This window comes from Mesorhizobium sp. B2-4-13, from assembly GCF_006658535.1.
GTDB classification, from domain to species: Bacteria; Pseudomonadota; Alphaproteobacteria; order Rhizobiales; family Rhizobiaceae; genus Mesorhizobium; species Mesorhizobium australicum.
Window position 1 is genome coordinate 149,584 of record NZ_VFVB01000005.1, and the last position, 17,746, is coordinate 167,329.

At 64.5% G+C, this 17,746-nt stretch carries 14 protein-coding genes; 4 read left to right on the top strand and 10 right to left on the bottom strand.

Annotated elements, in window-relative coordinates:
- Window positions 1-24: 24 nt before the first annotated feature.
- The 6 genes from FJ936_RS15890 to FJ936_RS15915 form a co-directional block, all read right to left on the bottom strand.
- Window positions 25-909: a F0F1 ATP synthase subunit gamma gene (locus FJ936_RS15890; RefSeq protein WP_015315172.1), complete on the bottom strand. Its 885-nt coding sequence runs from the start codon at window positions 907-909 to the stop codon at window positions 25-27.
- A 46-nt stretch (window positions 910-955) separates the two neighbouring features.
- Complete coding sequence (atpA, locus tag FJ936_RS15895; protein WP_015315171.1) at window positions 956-2,485, bottom strand: F0F1 ATP synthase subunit alpha; 1,530 nt, start codon at window positions 2,483-2,485, stop codon at window positions 956-958.
- A complete protein-coding gene (locus FJ936_RS15900; RefSeq protein WP_140712423.1) occupies window positions 2,485-3,045 on the bottom strand; it encodes a F0F1 ATP synthase subunit delta in 561 nt (186 codons plus the stop codon). The genes atpA and FJ936_RS15900 overlap by 1 nt, the downstream gene beginning before the upstream one ends.
- Window positions 3,046-3,291: 246 nt before the next feature.
- Complete coding sequence (locus FJ936_RS15905; protein WP_140662548.1) at window positions 3,292-3,687, bottom strand: DUF4345 family protein; 396 nt, start codon at window positions 3,685-3,687, stop codon at window positions 3,292-3,294.
- 96 nt (window positions 3,688-3,783) lie between these two features.
- Window positions 3,784-4,479, bottom strand: a complete 696-nt coding sequence (locus tag FJ936_RS15910; RefSeq protein ID WP_015315168.1) for an aspartate/glutamate racemase family protein — start codon at window positions 4,477-4,479, stop codon at window positions 3,784-3,786.
- Window positions 4,480-4,528: 49 nt separating this feature from the next.
- Window positions 4,529-6,712 carry a primosomal protein N' gene (locus FJ936_RS15915; protein ID WP_140662546.1) on the bottom strand — a complete coding sequence of 728 codons (2,184 nt, stop codon included), beginning with the start codon at window positions 6,710-6,712 and terminating at the stop codon, window positions 4,529-4,531.
- A gap of 90 nt (window positions 6,713-6,802) precedes the next feature.
- Between FJ936_RS15915 and fsa the strand changes: the two genes are divergently transcribed.
- The gene (gene fsa, locus FJ936_RS15920) at window positions 6,803-7,459 is read left to right on the top strand and encodes a fructose-6-phosphate aldolase (protein WP_015315164.1); all 657 of its coding nucleotides are present in this window, start codon (window positions 6,803-6,805) and stop codon (window positions 7,457-7,459) included.
- Window positions 7,460-7,517: 58 nt separating this feature from the next.
- On the opposite strand, the gene FJ936_RS15925 is transcribed toward fsa, so the two are convergent.
- The 3 genes from FJ936_RS15925 to leuS all read right to left on the bottom strand — a co-directional run bounded on the left by FJ936_RS15925 (window position 7,518) and on the right by leuS (window position 13,456).
- Window positions 7,518-9,992, bottom strand: a complete 2,475-nt coding sequence (locus tag FJ936_RS15925) for a DNA translocase FtsK (protein ID WP_140790061.1) — start codon at window positions 9,990-9,992, stop codon at window positions 7,518-7,520.
- Window positions 9,993-10,266: 274 nt separating this feature from the next.
- The gene (locus FJ936_RS15930; RefSeq protein ID WP_015315162.1) at window positions 10,267-10,845 is read right to left on the bottom strand and encodes an LPS assembly lipoprotein LptE; all 579 of its coding nucleotides are present in this window, start codon (window positions 10,843-10,845) and stop codon (window positions 10,267-10,269) included.
- Entirely contained in the window at window positions 10,832-13,456 is a 2,625-nt protein-coding gene (gene leuS / locus FJ936_RS15935) for a leucine--tRNA ligase (protein WP_141906761.1), read from the bottom strand. Before leuS ends, FJ936_RS15930 begins: the two co-directional genes overlap by 14 nt.
- A gap of 153 nt (window positions 13,457-13,609) precedes the next feature.
- Between leuS and FJ936_RS15940 the strand changes: the two genes are divergently transcribed.
- Window positions 13,610-14,272: a YggS family pyridoxal phosphate-dependent enzyme gene (locus tag FJ936_RS15940; protein ID WP_140790065.1), complete on the top strand. Its 663-nt coding sequence runs from the start codon at window positions 13,610-13,612 to the stop codon at window positions 14,270-14,272.
- A gap of 128 nt (window positions 14,273-14,400) precedes the next feature.
- Window positions 14,401-15,450 carry an aldo/keto reductase gene (locus FJ936_RS15945; protein ID WP_015315159.1) on the top strand — a complete coding sequence of 350 codons (1,050 nt, stop codon included), beginning with the start codon at window positions 14,401-14,403 and terminating at the stop codon, window positions 15,448-15,450.
- Between the two features lie 60 nt (window positions 15,451-15,510).
- On the opposite strand, the gene FJ936_RS15950 is transcribed toward FJ936_RS15945, so the two are convergent.
- Complete coding sequence (locus FJ936_RS15950; RefSeq protein WP_140790067.1) at window positions 15,511-16,416, bottom strand: LysR family transcriptional regulator; 906 nt, start codon at window positions 16,414-16,416, stop codon at window positions 15,511-15,513.
- 122 nt (window positions 16,417-16,538) lie between these two features.
- On the opposite strand from FJ936_RS15950, the gene FJ936_RS15955 reads away from it, so the two are divergent.
- On the top strand, window positions 16,539-17,720 hold the full coding sequence (locus FJ936_RS15955; protein ID WP_140790069.1) for an MFS transporter: 1,182 nt from the start codon (window positions 16,539-16,541) through the stop codon (window positions 17,718-17,720).
- The last annotated feature ends 26 nt before the right edge of the window (window positions 17,721-17,746 follow it).

Genomic DNA, 17,746 nt, shown 5'->3' on the forward strand with positions numbered 1-17,746 from the left:
GGGACAGTCACCCGCGGACCGCGCCTAGAGCGCCTCGGCGCCCGAAATGATTTCGATCAGTTCCTTGGTGATCTGCGCCTGCCGCTGGCGGTTGTAGGTGATCGATAGCTTGTTGATCATCTCGCCGGCGTTGCGCGTCGCATTGTCCATGGCGCTCATCTTGGCGCCCATTTCGCCGGCGGCGTTTTCGAGCAGCGCCCGGAAAACCTGCACGGAGATGTTGCGCGGGATGAGGTCGGAGAGGATTTCGCCCGGCTCCGGCTCATATTCATAGACGGCGCTGCCGCCATCCACCGCCGCGGCCGGAGCCGAAGCGGTGCTGGCCGGGATGATCTGCTGCGCGGTCGGGATCTGGCTGATCACCGACCTGAACTGCGAGTAGAACAGCGTGCAGATGTCGAAGGCGCCCTCGTTGAAGAGATGGATGACCTTCTTGGCGATCGCATCGGCATTGACGAAGCCGAGCGTCTTGACCTCGCGCAGATCGACACGGTCGATGATCATCGATGCATAGTCGCGGCGCAGGATGTCGAAGCCCTTCTTGCCGACGCAGATGATCTTGACCTGCTTGCCGTCGGTCAGAAGCCGGCGGATGTGATCGCGGGCAAGACGGGCGATCTGCGAATTGAAGCCGCCGCACAGGCCGCGCTCGGCGGTGCAGACCACGAGCAGATGCACGGCGTCCTTGCCGGTGCCCGTCATCAGCGCCGGGGCATCGCCGCCACCGCCGATCGCCTGGGTGATGTTGGCCAGCACGGAACCCATGCGCTCCGAATAGGGGCGCGCCGCTTCCGCCGCCTCTTGCGCACGGCGCAGCTTCGCCGCGGCGACCATCTGCATCGCCTTGGTGATCTTCTGCGTCGCCTTGACCGAGGCGATACGGTTACGAAGGTCTTTTAATGAAGGCATGCTTCAAACCTGATCCCGTCTTGTCTCATCCGGACTGGCGCTTCGCTCAGGCGAAGGTCTTGGCGAAGGCGTCGATCTCGGCCTTGAGCTTGGCGCGCAGATCGTCCGAAAGCGCCTTTTCCTTGCGGATGGCGTCGAGAACGTCCTTGCCCGCCGCACGCATGTGGCTGAGCAGGCCGTGCTCGAACTTGCCGACCTGGTTGACCGGCAGCTTGTCGAGATAGCCGTTGACGCCGGCGAAAATCACCGCGACCTGCTCTTCCGTCTTCAGCGGCGAGAACTGCGGCTGCTTCAGGAGTTCGGTCAGGCGCGATCCGCGGTTGAGCAGGCGCTGCGTGGCGGCGTCGAGATCCGAGCCGAACTGCGCGAAGGCAGCCATTTCGCGGTACTGCGCGAGCTCGCCCTTGATCGAGCCGGCGACCTGCTTCATCGCCTTGATCTGCGCGGCCGAGCCGACGCGGCTGACCGACAGGCCGACGTTGACGGCCGGACGGATGCCCTGGAAGAACAGGTTGGTTTCGAGGAATATCTGGCCGTCGGTGATCGAGATCACGTTGGTCGGGATATAGGCCGACACGTCGTTGGCCTGCGTCTCGATGATCGGCAGGGCGGTCAGCGATCCGCCACCCAGATCGTCGTTGAGCTTGGCGGCGCGCTCGAGCAGGCGCGAGTGCAGGTAGAAGACGTCGCCGGGATAGGCTTCGCGGCCCGGCGGGCGGCGCAGCAACAGCGACATCTGGCGATAGGCGACAGCCTGCTTCGACAGATCGTCATAGCTGATCAGCGCATGCATGCCGTTGTCGCGGAAATATTCGCCCATGGTGCAGCCGGCGAACGGCGCCAGGAACTGCATCGGCGCCGGGTCGGAAGCGGTGGCGGCGATGATGATCGAGTATTCGAGCGCGCCGCGCTCTTCCAGAACCTTGACGAACTGCGCGACGGTCGAACGCTTCTGGCCGACGGCGACGTAGACGCAGTAGAGCTTTTCCTTTTCCGGGCCGTTGTCGTGCACCGACTTCTGGTTGAGCATCGTATCGAGGATGATGGCGGTCTTGCCGGTCTGGCGGTCACCGATGACCAGCTCGCGCTGGCCGCGGCCGACCGGGATCAGCGCGTCGATGGCCTTGAGACCGGTCGACATCGGCTCGTTGACCGATTTGCGCGGAATGATGCCCGGCGCCTTCACGTCGACACGCTTGCGTTCGGTCGCCTTGATCGGCCCCTTGCCGTCGATCGGGTTGCCGAGCGCGTCGACGACGCGGCCGAGCAGGCCGGGGCCGACGGGAACGTCGACGATGGCGCCGGTGCGCTTGACGATGTCGCCTTCCTTGATGTCGCGGTCGGCGCCGAAGATGACGACGCCGACATTGTCGGCTTCGAGGTTGAGCGCCATGCCGCGGATGCCGCCGGGGAACTCGACCATTTCGCCGGCCTGGACATTGTCGAGGCCATAGACGCGGGCGATACCGTCACCGACGGACAGCACCTGTCCGACTTCGGAGACCTCGGCCTCCTTGCCGAAATTCTTGATCTGGTCTTTCAGAATTGCGGAAATTTCCGCGGCGCGGATGTCCATCAGCCGACCTCTTTCAGTGCAAGCTTGAGCGAATTGAGTTTGGTTTTGAGCGACGTATCGATCTGGCGCGAGCCCATCTTGACCACCAGCCCGCCGAGCAGCGACGGATCGACGGTGACGGAAATGGTCACGTCCTTGCCGGCAACGCCCTTCAGCGCCGCCTTAAGTTCGGTCTGCTGGGCCGCAGTCAGCTCATGAGCCGACGTCACCTCGGCGGCAGCCTCGCCACGGTGTTCAGCGGCGATCTGGCGGAATGCCTTGATCATGCCGGGCACCGCGAACAGGCGGCGGTTCTTGGCGACGACGCGCAGGAAATTGCCGGTCAGGCCGGTGATGCCGGCCTTGTCGGCGATCGCCCCGATGGCCTTGGCCTGGTCCTCGCTGGAGAATACCGGGCTGTTGATCAGCCGGGTCAGGTCGGCACTGCCCGCGAGCATGGCCTCGAAACTGGTGAGGTCGGCCTCGACCTTGGCCACGGAATTTGCCTGCGATGCCAGTTCGAACAGCGAACCGGCATAGCGTTCTGCGACACCTGAGATTGGCGATGACGATTGAGCCACGGACCGTCTTTTCTCTTGTCTGACAGGCCGCAGATTGTTGGCGCGAGCAAAAACTCTGGCTAAATCTTTGACCTTACTGCATTTTTCCAAGCACGGAGGCGCGGCTTCCGCTATCCCCGGCCGAAAGTCGATTGCCGTCTAGCACAGGCATTTTAAGACCGCAATGCGTCGTTCCGCATGGTTTTCAGGCACTATTGTCGCATCCGGCGAAAGATCAGCGTCCTGCGCACCTGAATACCCCAGGATTCAGGGCACAAAGCCGAAGGCAAAGGCGAGCGGCAAGGCCGCGAGCGCCAATTCCACCACAATGGAAACCCAATTGAAAGGTGTACTGGCGCCATCCGACATCATCGACAGCAGCCGGCCGAATGCGGTGAACAGCCAGGAAAACCCGAGCGCCATGTAGACCAGGGGCTGCGCGAGCAGGATGCAGCACAGGCCGACTCCGAGATAGAAGCCCGACATGCGGCCGCGCCCCTCGGCGATCGCCGCCGCCTTCTCGGGTTTCGCCTGCAGGCGCAGGATACGGAACGCCAGCCCCGGCGCCAGGAAAAACAGAAGGCCGAGCAGCACGGTGAAGGCCGCGCTCGACCAGGCCAGCCATTCGCCCTGGCTCGTCGGCCATGGAAGCGCAAAATCCATCGTGTCCCCTCGAAATGCCTGTTTTGAAAGTCGCTGACATTCTAGCGAAGGAAAGAGCCGGCGCCAGATGGCTTCAGCCACTTTAGGAGACGCGCATCAACCGAGTGCGAATTCCACCGCCGCCCCGGCATGGATGCGCGTCGTGTCGAAAACCGGGATGTCGAAATCATCCTGGCCGATGAGCATGGTGATCTCGGTGCAGCCCATGATCAGGCTGTCGGCGGCTTCGTCGCGGCGCAAGCGGTTTGCCTCGGCGACATAGGCCGCCTTCGAGGCTTCGGTGACGATGCCCTGACAGAGTTCCTCGTAGATGACACGATGCACCATGTCGCGCCCGGCCGAATCCGGCACCACTGGCGACAGGCCATATTTGTCGGCGAGCCGGCCCTTGTAGAAGTCCTGCTCCATGGTGAACCGCGTTGCCAGCAGCGCCGGCCGCCGCAGGCCGGCCTGCCTGACCGTGGCCGCAGTGGCGTCGGCGATATGGATCAGCGGGATCGACACAGCCGCCTGCACTTGGTCGGCCAGTCTGTGCATGGTGTTGGTGCACAGAAGCAGGCCCTCCGCGCCGCCGGCCTCAAGTTTGTGTGCGGCATCGATCAGCAGCGCACCGGCACCGTCCCAGTCGCCATCATGCTGCCGTTCGGCGATCTCGGCGAAATCGAACGACCAGAGCAGCAGCTTCGCCGAATGCAGACCGCCCAGCCGCTCGCGCACGATCTCGTTGAGCAGGCGGTAGTAGATGGCGGTCGATTCCCAGCTCATACCGCCGAGCAAGCCTAAGGTTTTCATGAGATCTTCCGTTTCTCTCGTCGAGGCAGCTGTAGCTGAATTTGTGTTCCTACAAAAAGCTCTGCGGGTCGATGTCCACCTGCACCCGAACCGAGCCGCGCTGTTTCGGCCCGTTGGCCAGCATGGTGCGGATGAAGCCCTGCATGTCGGCGCGCCGTTCGCCCTGGATCAGCAGGCGGAAGCGATGGCGACCGCCGAGCAACGATAATGGCGCTTCCGCCGGCCCGAGCACGACCAGATCCGGCGCCTCCGGTGCGGAGCGGCGCAGGCCGCGTGCATGGCCTTCCGCTTCCGCCCGCGTCACCGCGCTGACGATGACGCCTGCCAGCCGGCCGAAGGGCGGCAAGGCAGCGCGTTCGCGCTCTGAAATCTCGCGCTGGTAGAAAGACTCGGCATCGCCGGAGACGATCGCCCGCATCACCGGATGGTCGGGCTGGAAGGTCTGCAGCAGGCCAAGGCTCTTCTTGCCGGTGCGGCCGGCACGGCCGGTCACCTGGCTGAGCAGCTGGAAGGTGCGCTCGGCGGCGCGCGGATCGCCATTGGCAAGGCCCAGATCGGCATCGACGACGCCGACCAGCGTCATGTTCGGGAAATTGTGACCCTTGGCGACCAGTTGCGTGCCGATGACGATATCGGCCTCGCCGTTGGCGATAGCCTCCAGTTCCAGCCGCAACCGTCGTACACCCCCCATTATATCCGACGACAGCACGATGGTACGCGCGTCCGGGAAATGCGTGACGACCTCTTCGGCGATGCGCTCGACTCCCGGCCCGCAAGCGACCAGGTGGTCGAGCGTGCCGCATTCGGGGCAGGCTTCCGGACGGCGCTCATTGTGACCGCAGTGATGACACACCAACTGGCCGCGAAAGCGGTGTTCGACCAGCCAGGCCGAGCACACCGGGCAACCGAAGCGATGGCCGCAGACCCGGCACAGCGTCAGCGGCGCATAGCCGCGCCGGTTGAGGAACAGCAGCGACTGTTCCTGCTTCTCCAGCGTCTTGCGCATATGGTCGATCAGCACCGGCGACAGGAAGCCGCCACGGGCCGGCGACGCGCGGCGCATGTCGATCGACTTGAGATCGGGAAGTGCCGCCTCGGCGAAGCGGGCGGAAAGAACAGCCCTGGCGTAGCGGCCCTGGCTTGCGTTGACCCGGCTTTCGACCGACGGCGTCGCCGACGCCAGCACCACCGGAAAGCTGCCAATATGCCCGCGCACGACAGCCATGTCGCGCGCATTGTAGAAGACACGGTCTTCCTGCTTGTAGGCCGGGTCGTGCTCCTCGTCGACCACGATCAGGCCAAGTTCCTTGAACGGCAGGAACAGCGCCGAGCGTGCGCCGGCGACGACACGCACGCCCCCTTCCGCCACTTGCCGCCAGACTTTTTCGCGCATCCTGGGCGGCAGATCGGAATGCCATTCCCCCGGCTTGGCACCGAAGCGCTGCTGGAAGCGTTCGAGGAAAGCATGGGTCAGCGCGATTTCGGGCAGCAGGATCAGCACCTGTTTTCCCTGATCGAGCGCGGCCGCCACCGCCTCGAAATAGACCTCCGTCTTGCCGGACCCGGTGACGCCGTCGAGCAGCGCGACATTGAACGCACCGGCCGCGACATTGGCGCGCAGCATCGACGCGGCGTCGTTCTGGTCCGGCATCAGGTCCGGCACGGCATAGCTTGGGTCGGGTGCGGCCACCACCGGGCGCGGCGGGATCATCACCGTTTCGAACACGCCTTGCGCTTTCAGCCCCTCGATCACCGTCGACGACACGCCGGCGGCATGCGCCAGCCCCGAGCGCGTCCAGGCCAGCCCTCCTTCGGCCGTCTCCAGCACCCGCGTCCTCGCATCCGTCATCCGATCGGGCATGACGAGCGTCCGCTGCAGTCCTTCGATCCAGGGTTCGGGATCGAAAGCTTCCGGCGCACGCAGCAGCATGCGCGCCACCATGCCCGGAGCCGACAGCGTGTATTGCGCCACCCAGTCGACGAAGCGGCGCATGGCGCGATCGATCGGCGGACAGTCGAAAACCTGTTCGATCGGGCGCAATTTCCTGGCATCGACCTGCTCGACCACGCCGTCCCAGACGATGCCCGCGACCTGACGCGGCCCGAGCGGCACGCGCACGATCGAACCCGGCACCACCCGCATGCCGGCCGGCACGGCATAGGTGTAGGGGCGTTCGGCCGGCATCGGCACCAGCACCGGTGCGGCTGCGACAAAGGGCGAATCTTCGATCATGAGGCGTGACCTTGCCCCGACTTTGCTCTAGATCAAAGGGCAACGCTGAACGTGCCTTCGCAGGCGCCACGAAATCGTCAGGAGACCGCCATGAAATTTTTTGCCGACACAGCCGATATCAAGGAAATCCGTGAACTGATCGATCTGGGGTTGCTCGACGGCGTCACCACCAACCCGTCGCTGATCCTGAAATCGGGCGGCAAAATCGCCGAGGTCACCAAGCAGATCTGCGACATCGTCGAAGGCCCGGTTTCCGCGGAAGTCGTGGCGACCGAATACAAGCAGATGATGGCCGAGGCCGAGGTGCTGGCCAAGATCGCACCGAATGTCGCCATCAAGGTGCCGTTGACGCTGGACGGATTGAAGGCCTGCAAGACGATCCGCACCGAGATGAACCGCATGGTCAACGTCACGCTGTGCTTCTCGGCCAACCAGGCGCTGCTCGCCGCCAAGGCAGGCGCCTCCTTCATCTCGCCCTTCGTCGGCCGCATCGACGATACCGGCTCTGACGGCATGGAAGTGATCCAGGAGATCCGTCAGATCTACGACAATTACGATTTCCAGACCGAGATCCTGACCGCTTCCGTGCGCACAGTGAACCACGTGAAGCAGGCGGCGCTCATCGGCGCCGATATCGTCACCGCGCCACCCGCGACCCTGAAGGCGCTGGTCAATCACCCGCTGACCGACAAGGGCCTTGCCGCCTTCCTAGCCGACTGGGCAAAGACCGGCCAGAAAATCGGCTGAGCGAGCTTATGCCCGATACGAAAAAGGCCGGGCAACCGGCCTTTTTATGCGTTGCGGATCAAGGGGCCGATCGATCCGTGCCGTCATCCCCAGGTATGGTTGCCGGCGGGCGCTTGCCCGCCATGATCTCGCGCTTGCCGACATGGTTCGGTGCGCCGACCAGACCCTCCTTCTCCATCCGCTCGACCAGTGAAGCGGCGCGGTTGTAGCCGATGCCAAGGCGGCGCTGGATGTAGGACGTCGAACATTTCTTGTCGCGCAACACCACCTTGACCGCCTCGTCATAGCTGGAATCGCCGTCCTCGGCGGCAACGGCTCCCTTGTCGAAGACCGCTCCCTGGTCATCTTCCTCTTCCTCTTCATCCTCGTCGGCCGTTACGGTCTCCAGATATTCGGGGCGGCCCTGCGCCTTCAAATGCGCCACGACATGCTCGACCTCGGCGTCGGACACAAAGGGGCCGTGCACGCGGGCGATGCGCCCGCCGCCCATCATGTGCAGCATGTCGCCCTGGCCGAGCAGCTGCTCGGCACCCTGCTCGCCCAAAATGGTGCGGCTGTCGATCTTGGAGGTGACCTGGAAGGAGATGCGGGTCGGGAAGTTGGCCTTGATCGTGCCTGTGATGACGTCGACGGAAGGCCGCTGCGTTGCCATGATCAGGTGGATCCCGGCGGCGCGCGCCATCTGCGCCAGGCGCTGGATGGCGCCTTCGATCTCCTTGCCGGCGACCATCATCAGGTCGGCCATCTCGTCGACGATGACGACGATGTAGGGCATCGGCGCGAGGTCGATCTCCTGCTGTTCGAACAGCGGCTCGCCGGTGCCCTTCTCGAAGCCGGCCTGCACGGTCATGACGACCGTCTCGCCCTTGTCGCGGGCAGTGGCGGCACGCTCATTGTAGCCGTCGATGTTGCGCACGCCGAGCCGCGCCATCTTGCGATAGCGGTCTTCCATCTCGCGCACTGCCCATTTGAGCGCGGTAACCGCCTTCTTGGGATCGGTGACGACGGGCGTCAGAAGGTGCGGGATACCGTCGTAAACTGACAGCTCAAGCATCTTCGGGTCGACCATGATCAGCCGGCATTCTTCCGGCTTCAACCGGTAGAGCAGCGACAGGATCATGGTGTTGATGGCGACCGACTTGCCGGACCCGGTGGTGCCGGCGACGAGCAGATGCGGCATTTTCGCCAGCTCGGCGATGACAGGTTCGCCGCCGATCGTCTTGCCAAGGCAAAGCGCCAGCTTGCAGCTGGTCTTGCGGAAGCCCTGCGATTCGATCAGTTCACGGAAATAGACGGTCTCGCGTGTCTCGTTCGGCAGCTCGATGCCGATGACGTTGCGGCCGGGCACCACGGCGACGCGCGCCGAGACCGCCGACATGGAGCGAGCGATATCGTCGGCGAGACCAATCACGCGGGAGGATTTGACGCCGGGCGCCGGTTCGAACTCGTAAAGTGTAACGACCGGGCCGGGGCGAACATGGATGATCTCGCCGCGCACGCCGAAATCCTCCAGCACGCTTTCCAGGAGATCGGCATTCTGCTCGAGCCGCTCCTGCGACATGTAGAAGCCCTGCCCTTCCGGCGGCTGCTGCAGCAGCTCCTCCGAGGGAAGCGCGTAGCCTTCGCCCGTCACCGGCTGCACAACCTTTCCGGCCATGGGCAGCGACGGCGAACGCACGGCGGGAACGGTTTCCTCCACGCGTTGCAAAAGTGGCGCCGGGGCGGCGCTGGCTGCGGCAGGCGCCGTCGCGGCCGTTGTCCGACCCAGCCGGGCGGCTCTGCCCGCCGGGACGGCCGGCTCGACCACCACCTTGTTGGAGTTGGCCGGAAAGACGTCCGGCAGGGCAGGTGGAACCTGGCCAGGAAGGCATTCGATGACACGGAACAAGGCGGTGACATCGGCCACCGCCGGTCCGGAGACATCGGCCCGCGCGGTGGCAACCGGCGGAGCCGGGACCGGTGCACGCGGGACCGGGCTGACTTGGCGGGCCGGCGTCACGTCGACCAGAAGCGGCGCCAGGCCCTCGAAGAAAGCATGATCCGAAAGATAGGGCCGCCGGGCTTTTTCAGCGGGGGCTGCTTTGACCGGCGCGCCATTCCCGACAACGGGCGCCGGGCGCGTGGCCGCCCGTGCCGTTGCTGGCACCTTTAGAGCCGCCGGCGCAACGCCTTGCGCCGTCTCCCCGCTACGCGCCGGCTGAGCGGGCCCGGCCGGTGCCGGTCCGCGATGCATGACGGCCCCAGGACCGACCTCCTGCGTCGGGAGCGCCTGCCGTGCGTCCTGCTCGGCAACGTCGTCCTGCGGTTGGCGGTGCTTTGGCTCATAGTCCGGCGTGCGTGTAAAACGCACATTGGGTGCAAGGAAAAAATACTCTTGCCAGGCCGGGCTTGCGGTGTCGCCACCCTGCGGGAAAGAAGCGCCGGACTGGCGGACATCGACCTTGCCGCGCGGGCCGCCGGAACGCTCTCCTTGGGGGTCATCGGGCGCAGCTGTGTGCAACGAATTGATCCGAGAAAAACGCCTGGCTTCCATGCTCAAGACTCACTGTGAAACGACTGCCGAGCAATAGGGAGCGAGTGGTTAACAGTTGCTTCCCGTCAGCGTCGCTGGAGCGATCGAGACGCATCTTTCGCGGCGAAGCGCTGGGCTGGAAAGCGGGGCGAACCTTGGTCACGGGAAAAACCCGCGGACAGCATTCACATGGCGCCAAAAGCCCAGCTGCCGGCGCGTTTCCGTCGCCCGGACACAGGATCGGGACATCGAGAATGAAAGAGGGCGTTCGGCCCTCTTTGAGACGGCGAACGCGCTAGCTGGCCGCCTTGCCGTGCCGGGCCAGATCCTGGGCGATCGACAGCTGCAGGGCTTCAGCCAGTTCGCGCGCGGCGCGGTTCTCGGCGTCGATCTGCGCCCGGTAGGAGGCAAACTCCTGACGCGGCCTGTCGAAGGACGAGGTGATCGCCCGCTTGCCGACGGCGATCACCGCGCCGGTTTTCACATCGGTCAGCGTGTAGCCCGCGGTCAACGTCACCGAACCGGCGGTCGGCTCGTCCTGATCGGTTCCATTCTGTACCAGCGCCGAGGATTCAACGCCTTCGCTCACGCCGAGGTCGAGGGAATAAAGCGGCGACGCGGGCTCGCCGGCGCCGCGCCCGAACCCGAAGATCAGATTGTTACGCACCTGCTGGGCATAGCGCGTCCGGACCGGCTTGACGGCGATCGATGCCATCTCGGCATTGGCGGTCGAGCCCGTCGACAACGGCGCGCTCGAATAGAGCGGCCGCACCTGACAGGCCGAAATGAGCGCCAGCGAACCGACGAGGCCGGCAAGCGCGATGCGGCGCAGCAGACGGCCCAGCTCTGTCTTTTCCCGATCAGGCAACGACATTGACGATCCTCTGCGGCACGATGATCACCTTGCGCGGAGCCTTACCTTCAAGTGCTTTCTGCACGAAGTCGAGAGCCAAGACCGCTTTTTCGACCGCACCTTGGTCCGCGTCGCGGGCAATTGTCAAATCCCCCCGCTTCTTGCCGTTGACCTGCACCGGATAGGTGACTTCGTTGTCGACGACCAGTGCCGGATCGAAGACCGGCCACGGCCGTTCGGCCACCAGATCGACGCCGCCCAGCGTCTCCCAGCACTCTTCGGCCAGGTGCGGCATCACGGGCGCGATCAGATGCACCATGATCTCGACCGCCTCGCGGCAGGCGCTTTTCAGCGCCGGAACGGCCTTGCCTTCCGCCACTTCGTTGAGCGGGGCTGTCAACGCGTTGGCAAGTTCATAGATGCGAGCAATGGCGCGGTTGAAGGCGAGCTTCTCGATGTCTTCGCCGACCGCCTTCAGGATCTTGTGCGCGGCCTTGGAAACCGCCCCGGCCTCGCCGTCATCGGCCGCCTTGGGCGTGACCCCTGCCAACGTCTCAGCCGCCGTCGACACCAGCCGCCAGATGCGCTGCATGAAGCGATGCGCGCCGGCGGCACCGTCGTCGGTCCACTCGACATCGCGCTCGGGCGGCGAATCCGACAGCATGAACCAGCGCGCCGTGTCGGCGCCGTAGCCATCGGTGATGTCTTCCGGGCTCACCGTGTTCTTCTTCGACTTCGACATCTTCTCGAGCGGGCCGATGGTGACCGCCTCGCCGGTGGCGACCTCGATGGCGCGGCGCTTGCCGTCGACGTCATCCAGACGAACCTCGGTCGGCGCCAGCCAGCGCCCATTCGACGCCGAGCCGACACGGTAGGTTTCGTGAACCACCATGCCTTGCGTGAACAGGCCTTTGAACGGCTCGGCCAGGGCAACATGGCCGGTCTCGCGCATGGCGCGGGTGAAGAAGCGCGAATAGAGCAGATGCAGGATCGCATGCTCGATGCCGCCGATATATTGGTCGACCGCCAGCCACTCGTTCGCTGCCTTGGGATCGGTCGGCTCATGTGCCCAGGGCGCGGTGAAGCGGGCGAAATACCAGGACGAATCGACGAACGTGTCCATCGTGTCGGTTTCGCGCCGCGCGTCCTTGCCGCATTGCGGGCACTTCACATGCCGCCAGGTCGGGTGACGGTCGAGCGGATTGCCTGGCCGGTCGAAATCGACATCGTCGGGCAGCTTGACCGGCAGATCGGCCTTCGGCACCGGCACCACACCGCAATCCTCGCAATGGATCATCGGGATCGGGCAGCCCCAGTAGCGCTGGCGCGAAATGCCCCAGTCGCGCAGGCGGAAATTCACCTTGCGCTCGGCCATTGGCCGGTTGCCGATGGTCTTTTGCTCCAGCAGCCTGGCGACTTCATCGAAAGCGCTGTCCGGCGCCATGCCGTCGAGGAACCGCGAATTGATCATCGCGCCATCGTCGACATAGGCCTCGTCGACGATCTGGAACGTCTTGGGATCGGCGCCGTCAGGCATCACCACCGGCACCACCGGCAGGCCGTATTTGTTGGCGAAGTCGAGGTCGCGCTGGTCATGCGCCGGACAGCCGAAGATGGCGCCAGTGCCGTACTCCATCAGCACGAAATTGGCGACGTAGACAGGCAGCGTCCAGCTGTCGTCGAAGGGATGGACGACGCGGATGCCGGTGTCGAAGCCCTTCTTCTCGGCCGTCTCGAGCGCCGCCACCGAAGTGCCCATATGGCGCACTTCGTCGATGAACTTCGCCAGGGCCGGATTGGTCGCCGCGGCCTTCTTGGCCAGCGGATGATCGGCGGCGATTGCCATGAACGAGGCGCCGAAAATGGTGTCCGGCCTTGTCGTGTAGACTTCCAGCTCATGCTCGCCGGCGATTTCCGAGGCCAGCGGCCAGCGGATCAGCAGGCCTTCCGAACGGCCGATCCAGTTCTGCTGCATCAGCTTCACTTTTTCGGGCCACTCGTCGAGACCGTCCAACGAATCCAGCAAATCCTGGGCAAAGTCGGTGATCTTGAAGAACCATTGCGTCAGCTCGCGCTGTTCAACCAGCGCGCCGGAGCGCCAGCCGCGCCCGTCGATGACCTGCTCGTTGGCGAGCACCGTCATGTCCTCCGGATCCCAGTTGACCTTGGAGGATTTGCGCGTCACCAGCCCCTTCTCGACGAAGTCGAGGAACAGCATCTGCTGGCGGTGGTAGTAATCGACGTCGCAGGTGGCGAATTCGCGCGCCCAGTCCAGCGACAGGCCCATTACCTTGAGCTGCTCGCGCATGGCGGCGATGTTCTGGTAGGTCCATTCCTTGGGATGCACCTTGTTCTGCATCGCGGCGTTCTCAGCCGGCATGCCGAAGGCATCCCAGCCCATCGGATGCAGCACGTTGAAACCCTTGGCGCGCTTGTAGCGGGCCACCACGTCGCCCATCGTGTAATTGCGGGTATGGCCGATATGGATGCGCCCCGACGGATAGGGGAACATTTCCAGCACGTAGTATTTCGGACGCGGATCGTCATTATGCGCTTCGAAAAGCTTCTTCTCGGCCCAGGCCTTCTGCCATTTGGGTTCTGACGCGCGCGGGTTGTATCGTTCGGTTGCCATGGGAGGTTTTTCACTTAAAAGCATACGGACTGCGGGCAAGAGCCCGGCAGTTCATGAAATGTGGTCCGGGTGTTCACCATGGTTTGGCAAACCCGTCAACCATATGGGCATCGCGGCTGACAAAAACGCGGGTCAAAACAGCAGGATTTGCATATGGGCGACACCGTTCAGCAGTTTTTCGCGGTCAAGGCGAAGATCGCCGCCGCCGAGCGGGAGGCCGGCCGTAAAGCCGGCGCGGTGACGCTGGTGGCAGTCTCCAAGACCTTCGACGCCGCCGACATAGGCCCGGTCATCGAGGCCGGCCAGCGCGTCTTCGGCGAAAACCGCGTGCAGGAAGCGCAAGGCAAATGGCCTGACCTGAAGGAAGCTTTCCCCGACATCGAACTGCACCTGATCGGTCCGCTGCAGTCGAACAAGGCGAGGGAAGCGGTGGCTCTGTTCGAGGTCATCGAGACGGTCGACCGCGACAAGATCGCCGCGGAGCTCGCCAAGGAAATTGTCCGGCAAGGCCGTGCGCCAAAACTCTATGTCCAGGTGAACACCGGTTCCGAACCGCAGAAAGCCGGGATCGAACCGAGCGAGGCGGTCGCCTTCGTCAGACGCTGCCGGGAAGTGCACGGCCTCGGCATCGAAGGCCTGATGTGCATCCCGCCGGCGGACGAGAACCCCGGCCCCCACTTCGCCTTGTTGGAGAAACTCGGCAAGGAAGCCGGGGTCGCCAAACTGTCGATGGGCATGTCCGGCGACTTCGAGACCGCGATCGCCTTTGGCGCCACCAGCGTCAGGGTCGGTTCGGCGATTTTTGGAAGCCGGTAGTCCGAATTTCCAGCTTGCCGTGCATATCGCTGGGCCTGATCCAGAAGCACCATTATGCCAGTGCTTGAAACGAAACGTGCCGTTCCTATTTGCCTTGATGTCACCGCACATCCTCCTGGAGTCTCACGATGCGTTACAATCAGCTTGGAAACACGGGGCTATTCGTCTCCGAACTTTGCCTCGGCACCATGACCTTCGGCGCCGCCGGCCAGAACGCCCAATGGGGCCTGATCGCCAGCCTCGACCAGAAGGGCGTCAACGAGATCGTCGGCCGCTCGATCGCCGCCGGCGTCAACTTCTTCGACACGGCCGACGTCTATTCCGTCGGCGAGTCCGAACGCCTGCTTGGTCAGTCGCTTAGGGATCTCGGTGTTGCCCGGTCAAACGTGGTCATCGCCACCAAGGTCCACGGCGCCATGGGTGAGGGACCAAACCAGCGCGGCTCCTCGCGCGGCCATATCATGGATTCGGTCGACGCCAGCTTGGAGCGGCTGCAGCTCGACCATATCGATCTCTATCAGTTGCACGGCACCGATGCGGTGACGCCGATCGACGAGACGCTGCGGGCACTTGATGATCTCGTCTCCAGCGGCAAGGTCCGCTATGTCGGTGTCTCCAACTGGCAGGCTTGGCGCATCGCCAAGGCGCTCGGCATCGCCGACCGCAAGGGCTTTGCCCGCTTCGAGACCGTCCAGTCCTATTATTCGATCGCCGGCCGCGACCTCGAACGCGAGATCGTGCCGCTGATCAACGAGGAGAAGCTCGGCCTGATGGTGTGGTCGCCGATGGCTGGCGGGCTGCTGTCCGGCAAATACGGGCCCGGCGCGCCGGGCAATGGCGAGGGCCGCCGCGCGTCCTTCAACTTCCCGCCGGTCAACGAGGACCGTGCCTGGGCGGCGGTCGCCGTCATGCGCGAGGTCGCCGAGAAGCATGATGTCGGCGTCGCGACCGTGGCGCTCGGCTATGTCCTGGCAAAGCCTTTCGTGATGAGCGTAATTATCGGCGCCAGCCGCATGGACCAGCTCGAGCAGAACCTTGCCGCCACCAGCCTCAAGCTCGATGCCGACGATCTCGCCAGACTTGACGAAGTGAGCGCACTACCCGCCGAATATCCCGGCTGGATGGTCGAACGCCAGGGCGCCGGCCGTCGTCCGGGGCCTTTCGTGCCGAAGGCATAGCGCGTACCGCTGGCAAGTCGGTCCTTCAACGCCGCGCGTCTCATCGACGCGCGGCGTTGATTACAGCCGAACGGTCTCGGCAAGAAAGTCGAGAAAGGCCCGCACACGTGCCGGCAGGTGTTTGCCCTGGCCGACATAGACGGCATGCGTCGGCTCTTCGTCGCCGGGGTTGAAATCTTCCAGCAGCGGCACCAGCCGGCCGGCGGCGATGTCGGGCTCGACATGCCAGCGCGCCAGTCGGGCAATGCCGGCCCCGGCGACGGTCGTTTGGCGCATCGCCTCGCCATCGGTCAATGCCAGGTTTCCGACAACCGGGGTGATCACCGGCGCGCCTGCCGTATCGATAAAAGGCCAGCCGTCGACATGCCGCGCGAAACTGAAGGCGAGCATGTTGTGACGCCCGAGATCGGACAGCGTGCGCGGCGTGCCATGTGCTTCGAGATAGGAAGGTGCCGCGACCACCACCATTCGGCTTTGACCGAGCTTGCGCGCCACCAGCCTCGATTCGCGCAGCGGCCCGGCGCGGATCGCGACATCGGCCCGCTCTTCCAGCAGGTCGATCACGCTGTCGGTCAGCACAGCCTCGACGAAAATTTCGGGATAGCGCTCCAGAAAGCGCGGCAGCAGTTCCATCAGCCGGTGTTGGCCGAACGGCACGTAGCTGTTAACTCTCAGCCTGCCGCGCGGCGCGGCTCCTGCCGCCGCTTCACGCTCGGCCTTATCCATGTCGGCGAGCACGCGCACGCCGCTGTCGTAGAACGCCGTCCCTTCCGGCGTGAGCTGGAGCTTGCGCGTCGAGCGGCTGACAAGCCGCGCCCCAAGCCGGGTTTCGAGCCGTGCTATCAGCTTGCTCACCGCCGATGGCGTCATCCGCAGCCGCCGCGCCGCGGCCGAAAAACTGCCCGCCTCGACGACGCGCACGAAGACTTCGATCTCGCCGGAACGGTTGACGTCGGGCCTGGCCATCTGTGAATCTATTTCACAAGAAGTATGCCTTGGGCAAGTCTGGTTCACAGCATCGCGGATCACGATCTTCCGGGCCGGGGCGCGGACTGAGCGTCCTTCGCCGACAGATGGGACCAATCGCCATGCCTCTTGCTCTTTATGCCCTCGCCGCCGGTGCTTTTGGCATCGGTGTTACCGAATTCGTCATCATGGGCCTGCTCATCGATGTCAGCAAAGACCTCGGCGTGTCGATCTCCGCCGCCGGCCAATTGATCTCTGCCTATGCGCTCGGTGTGGTCATCGGTGCACCCTTGTTGACCATCGCCACGGGCAACTGGCCGCGCAAAACCGTGTTGCTGGCGCTGATGGCGATCTTCACGATTGGCAACCTCGCTTGTGCGCTGGCGCCCGATTACTGGACACTGATGGGTGCCCGCATCATCACCGCCTTCGCCCATGGCACGTTCTTTGGCGTCGGCTCGATCGTCGCCACTGGTCTGGTCGCGCCCAACAGGAAGGCTTCGGCGATCGCGCTGATGTTCACCGGCCTGACCATCGCCAACATCCTAGGCGTGCCCTTTGGCACCTGGCTCGGCCAGGCCTTTGGCTGGCGTGCGACCTTCTGGGCGGTGACCGCCGTCGGCCTCGCGGCCTTCGCCGTCATCCTGGCCCTGGTGCCGCGCGGCCAGGCAGCGCCAGAGAAGAGCGATCTGCGCGCCGATCTCGCCGTGCTGCGCCGCACGCCCGTCCTGCTCGGCCTCGCCACCACGGTGCTCGGCTATGCCGGCGTCTTCGCCGTCTTCACCTACATCGCCCCGTTGCTCACCGAGATCAGTGGCTTCAGCGAAGCCGCCGTATCGCCGATCCTGCTCGTCTTTGGCGGCGGTCTCATCGCCGGCAATCTCGCCGGCGGCAAGGTCGCCGACCGCTGGCTGGTGCCGGCGGTGCTCGGCAGCCTCGTGGTGCTGGCGCTGGTGCTTGCCACGATGAGCTTCGCCATCCACAGCCAGGTCATGGCCGTGATCTATGTCGGCCTGCTCGGTGCCGCCGCCTTCGCCACAGTGGCGCCGCTGCAGATGTGGGTGCTGGAAAAGGCGCAAGGCGCCGGCCAGAGCCTGGCCTCATCGTTCAACATCGCCGCCTTCAATCTCGGCAATGCGGCCGGCGCCTGGCTTGGCGGCGCGGTCATCGCCCATGGCCTTGGACTGGGTTCGCTTACCTGGGTTGCCGCCCTGCTGCCGCTCGCGGCGCTCGCCGTGGCCGGACTGGCGCTGCGCCTTGACGGTGGCACCACATCAGGTGCGCCTGTCTCCGTCCGGTCGTGACGCCAGCCGACACCCGAATCCTCTCG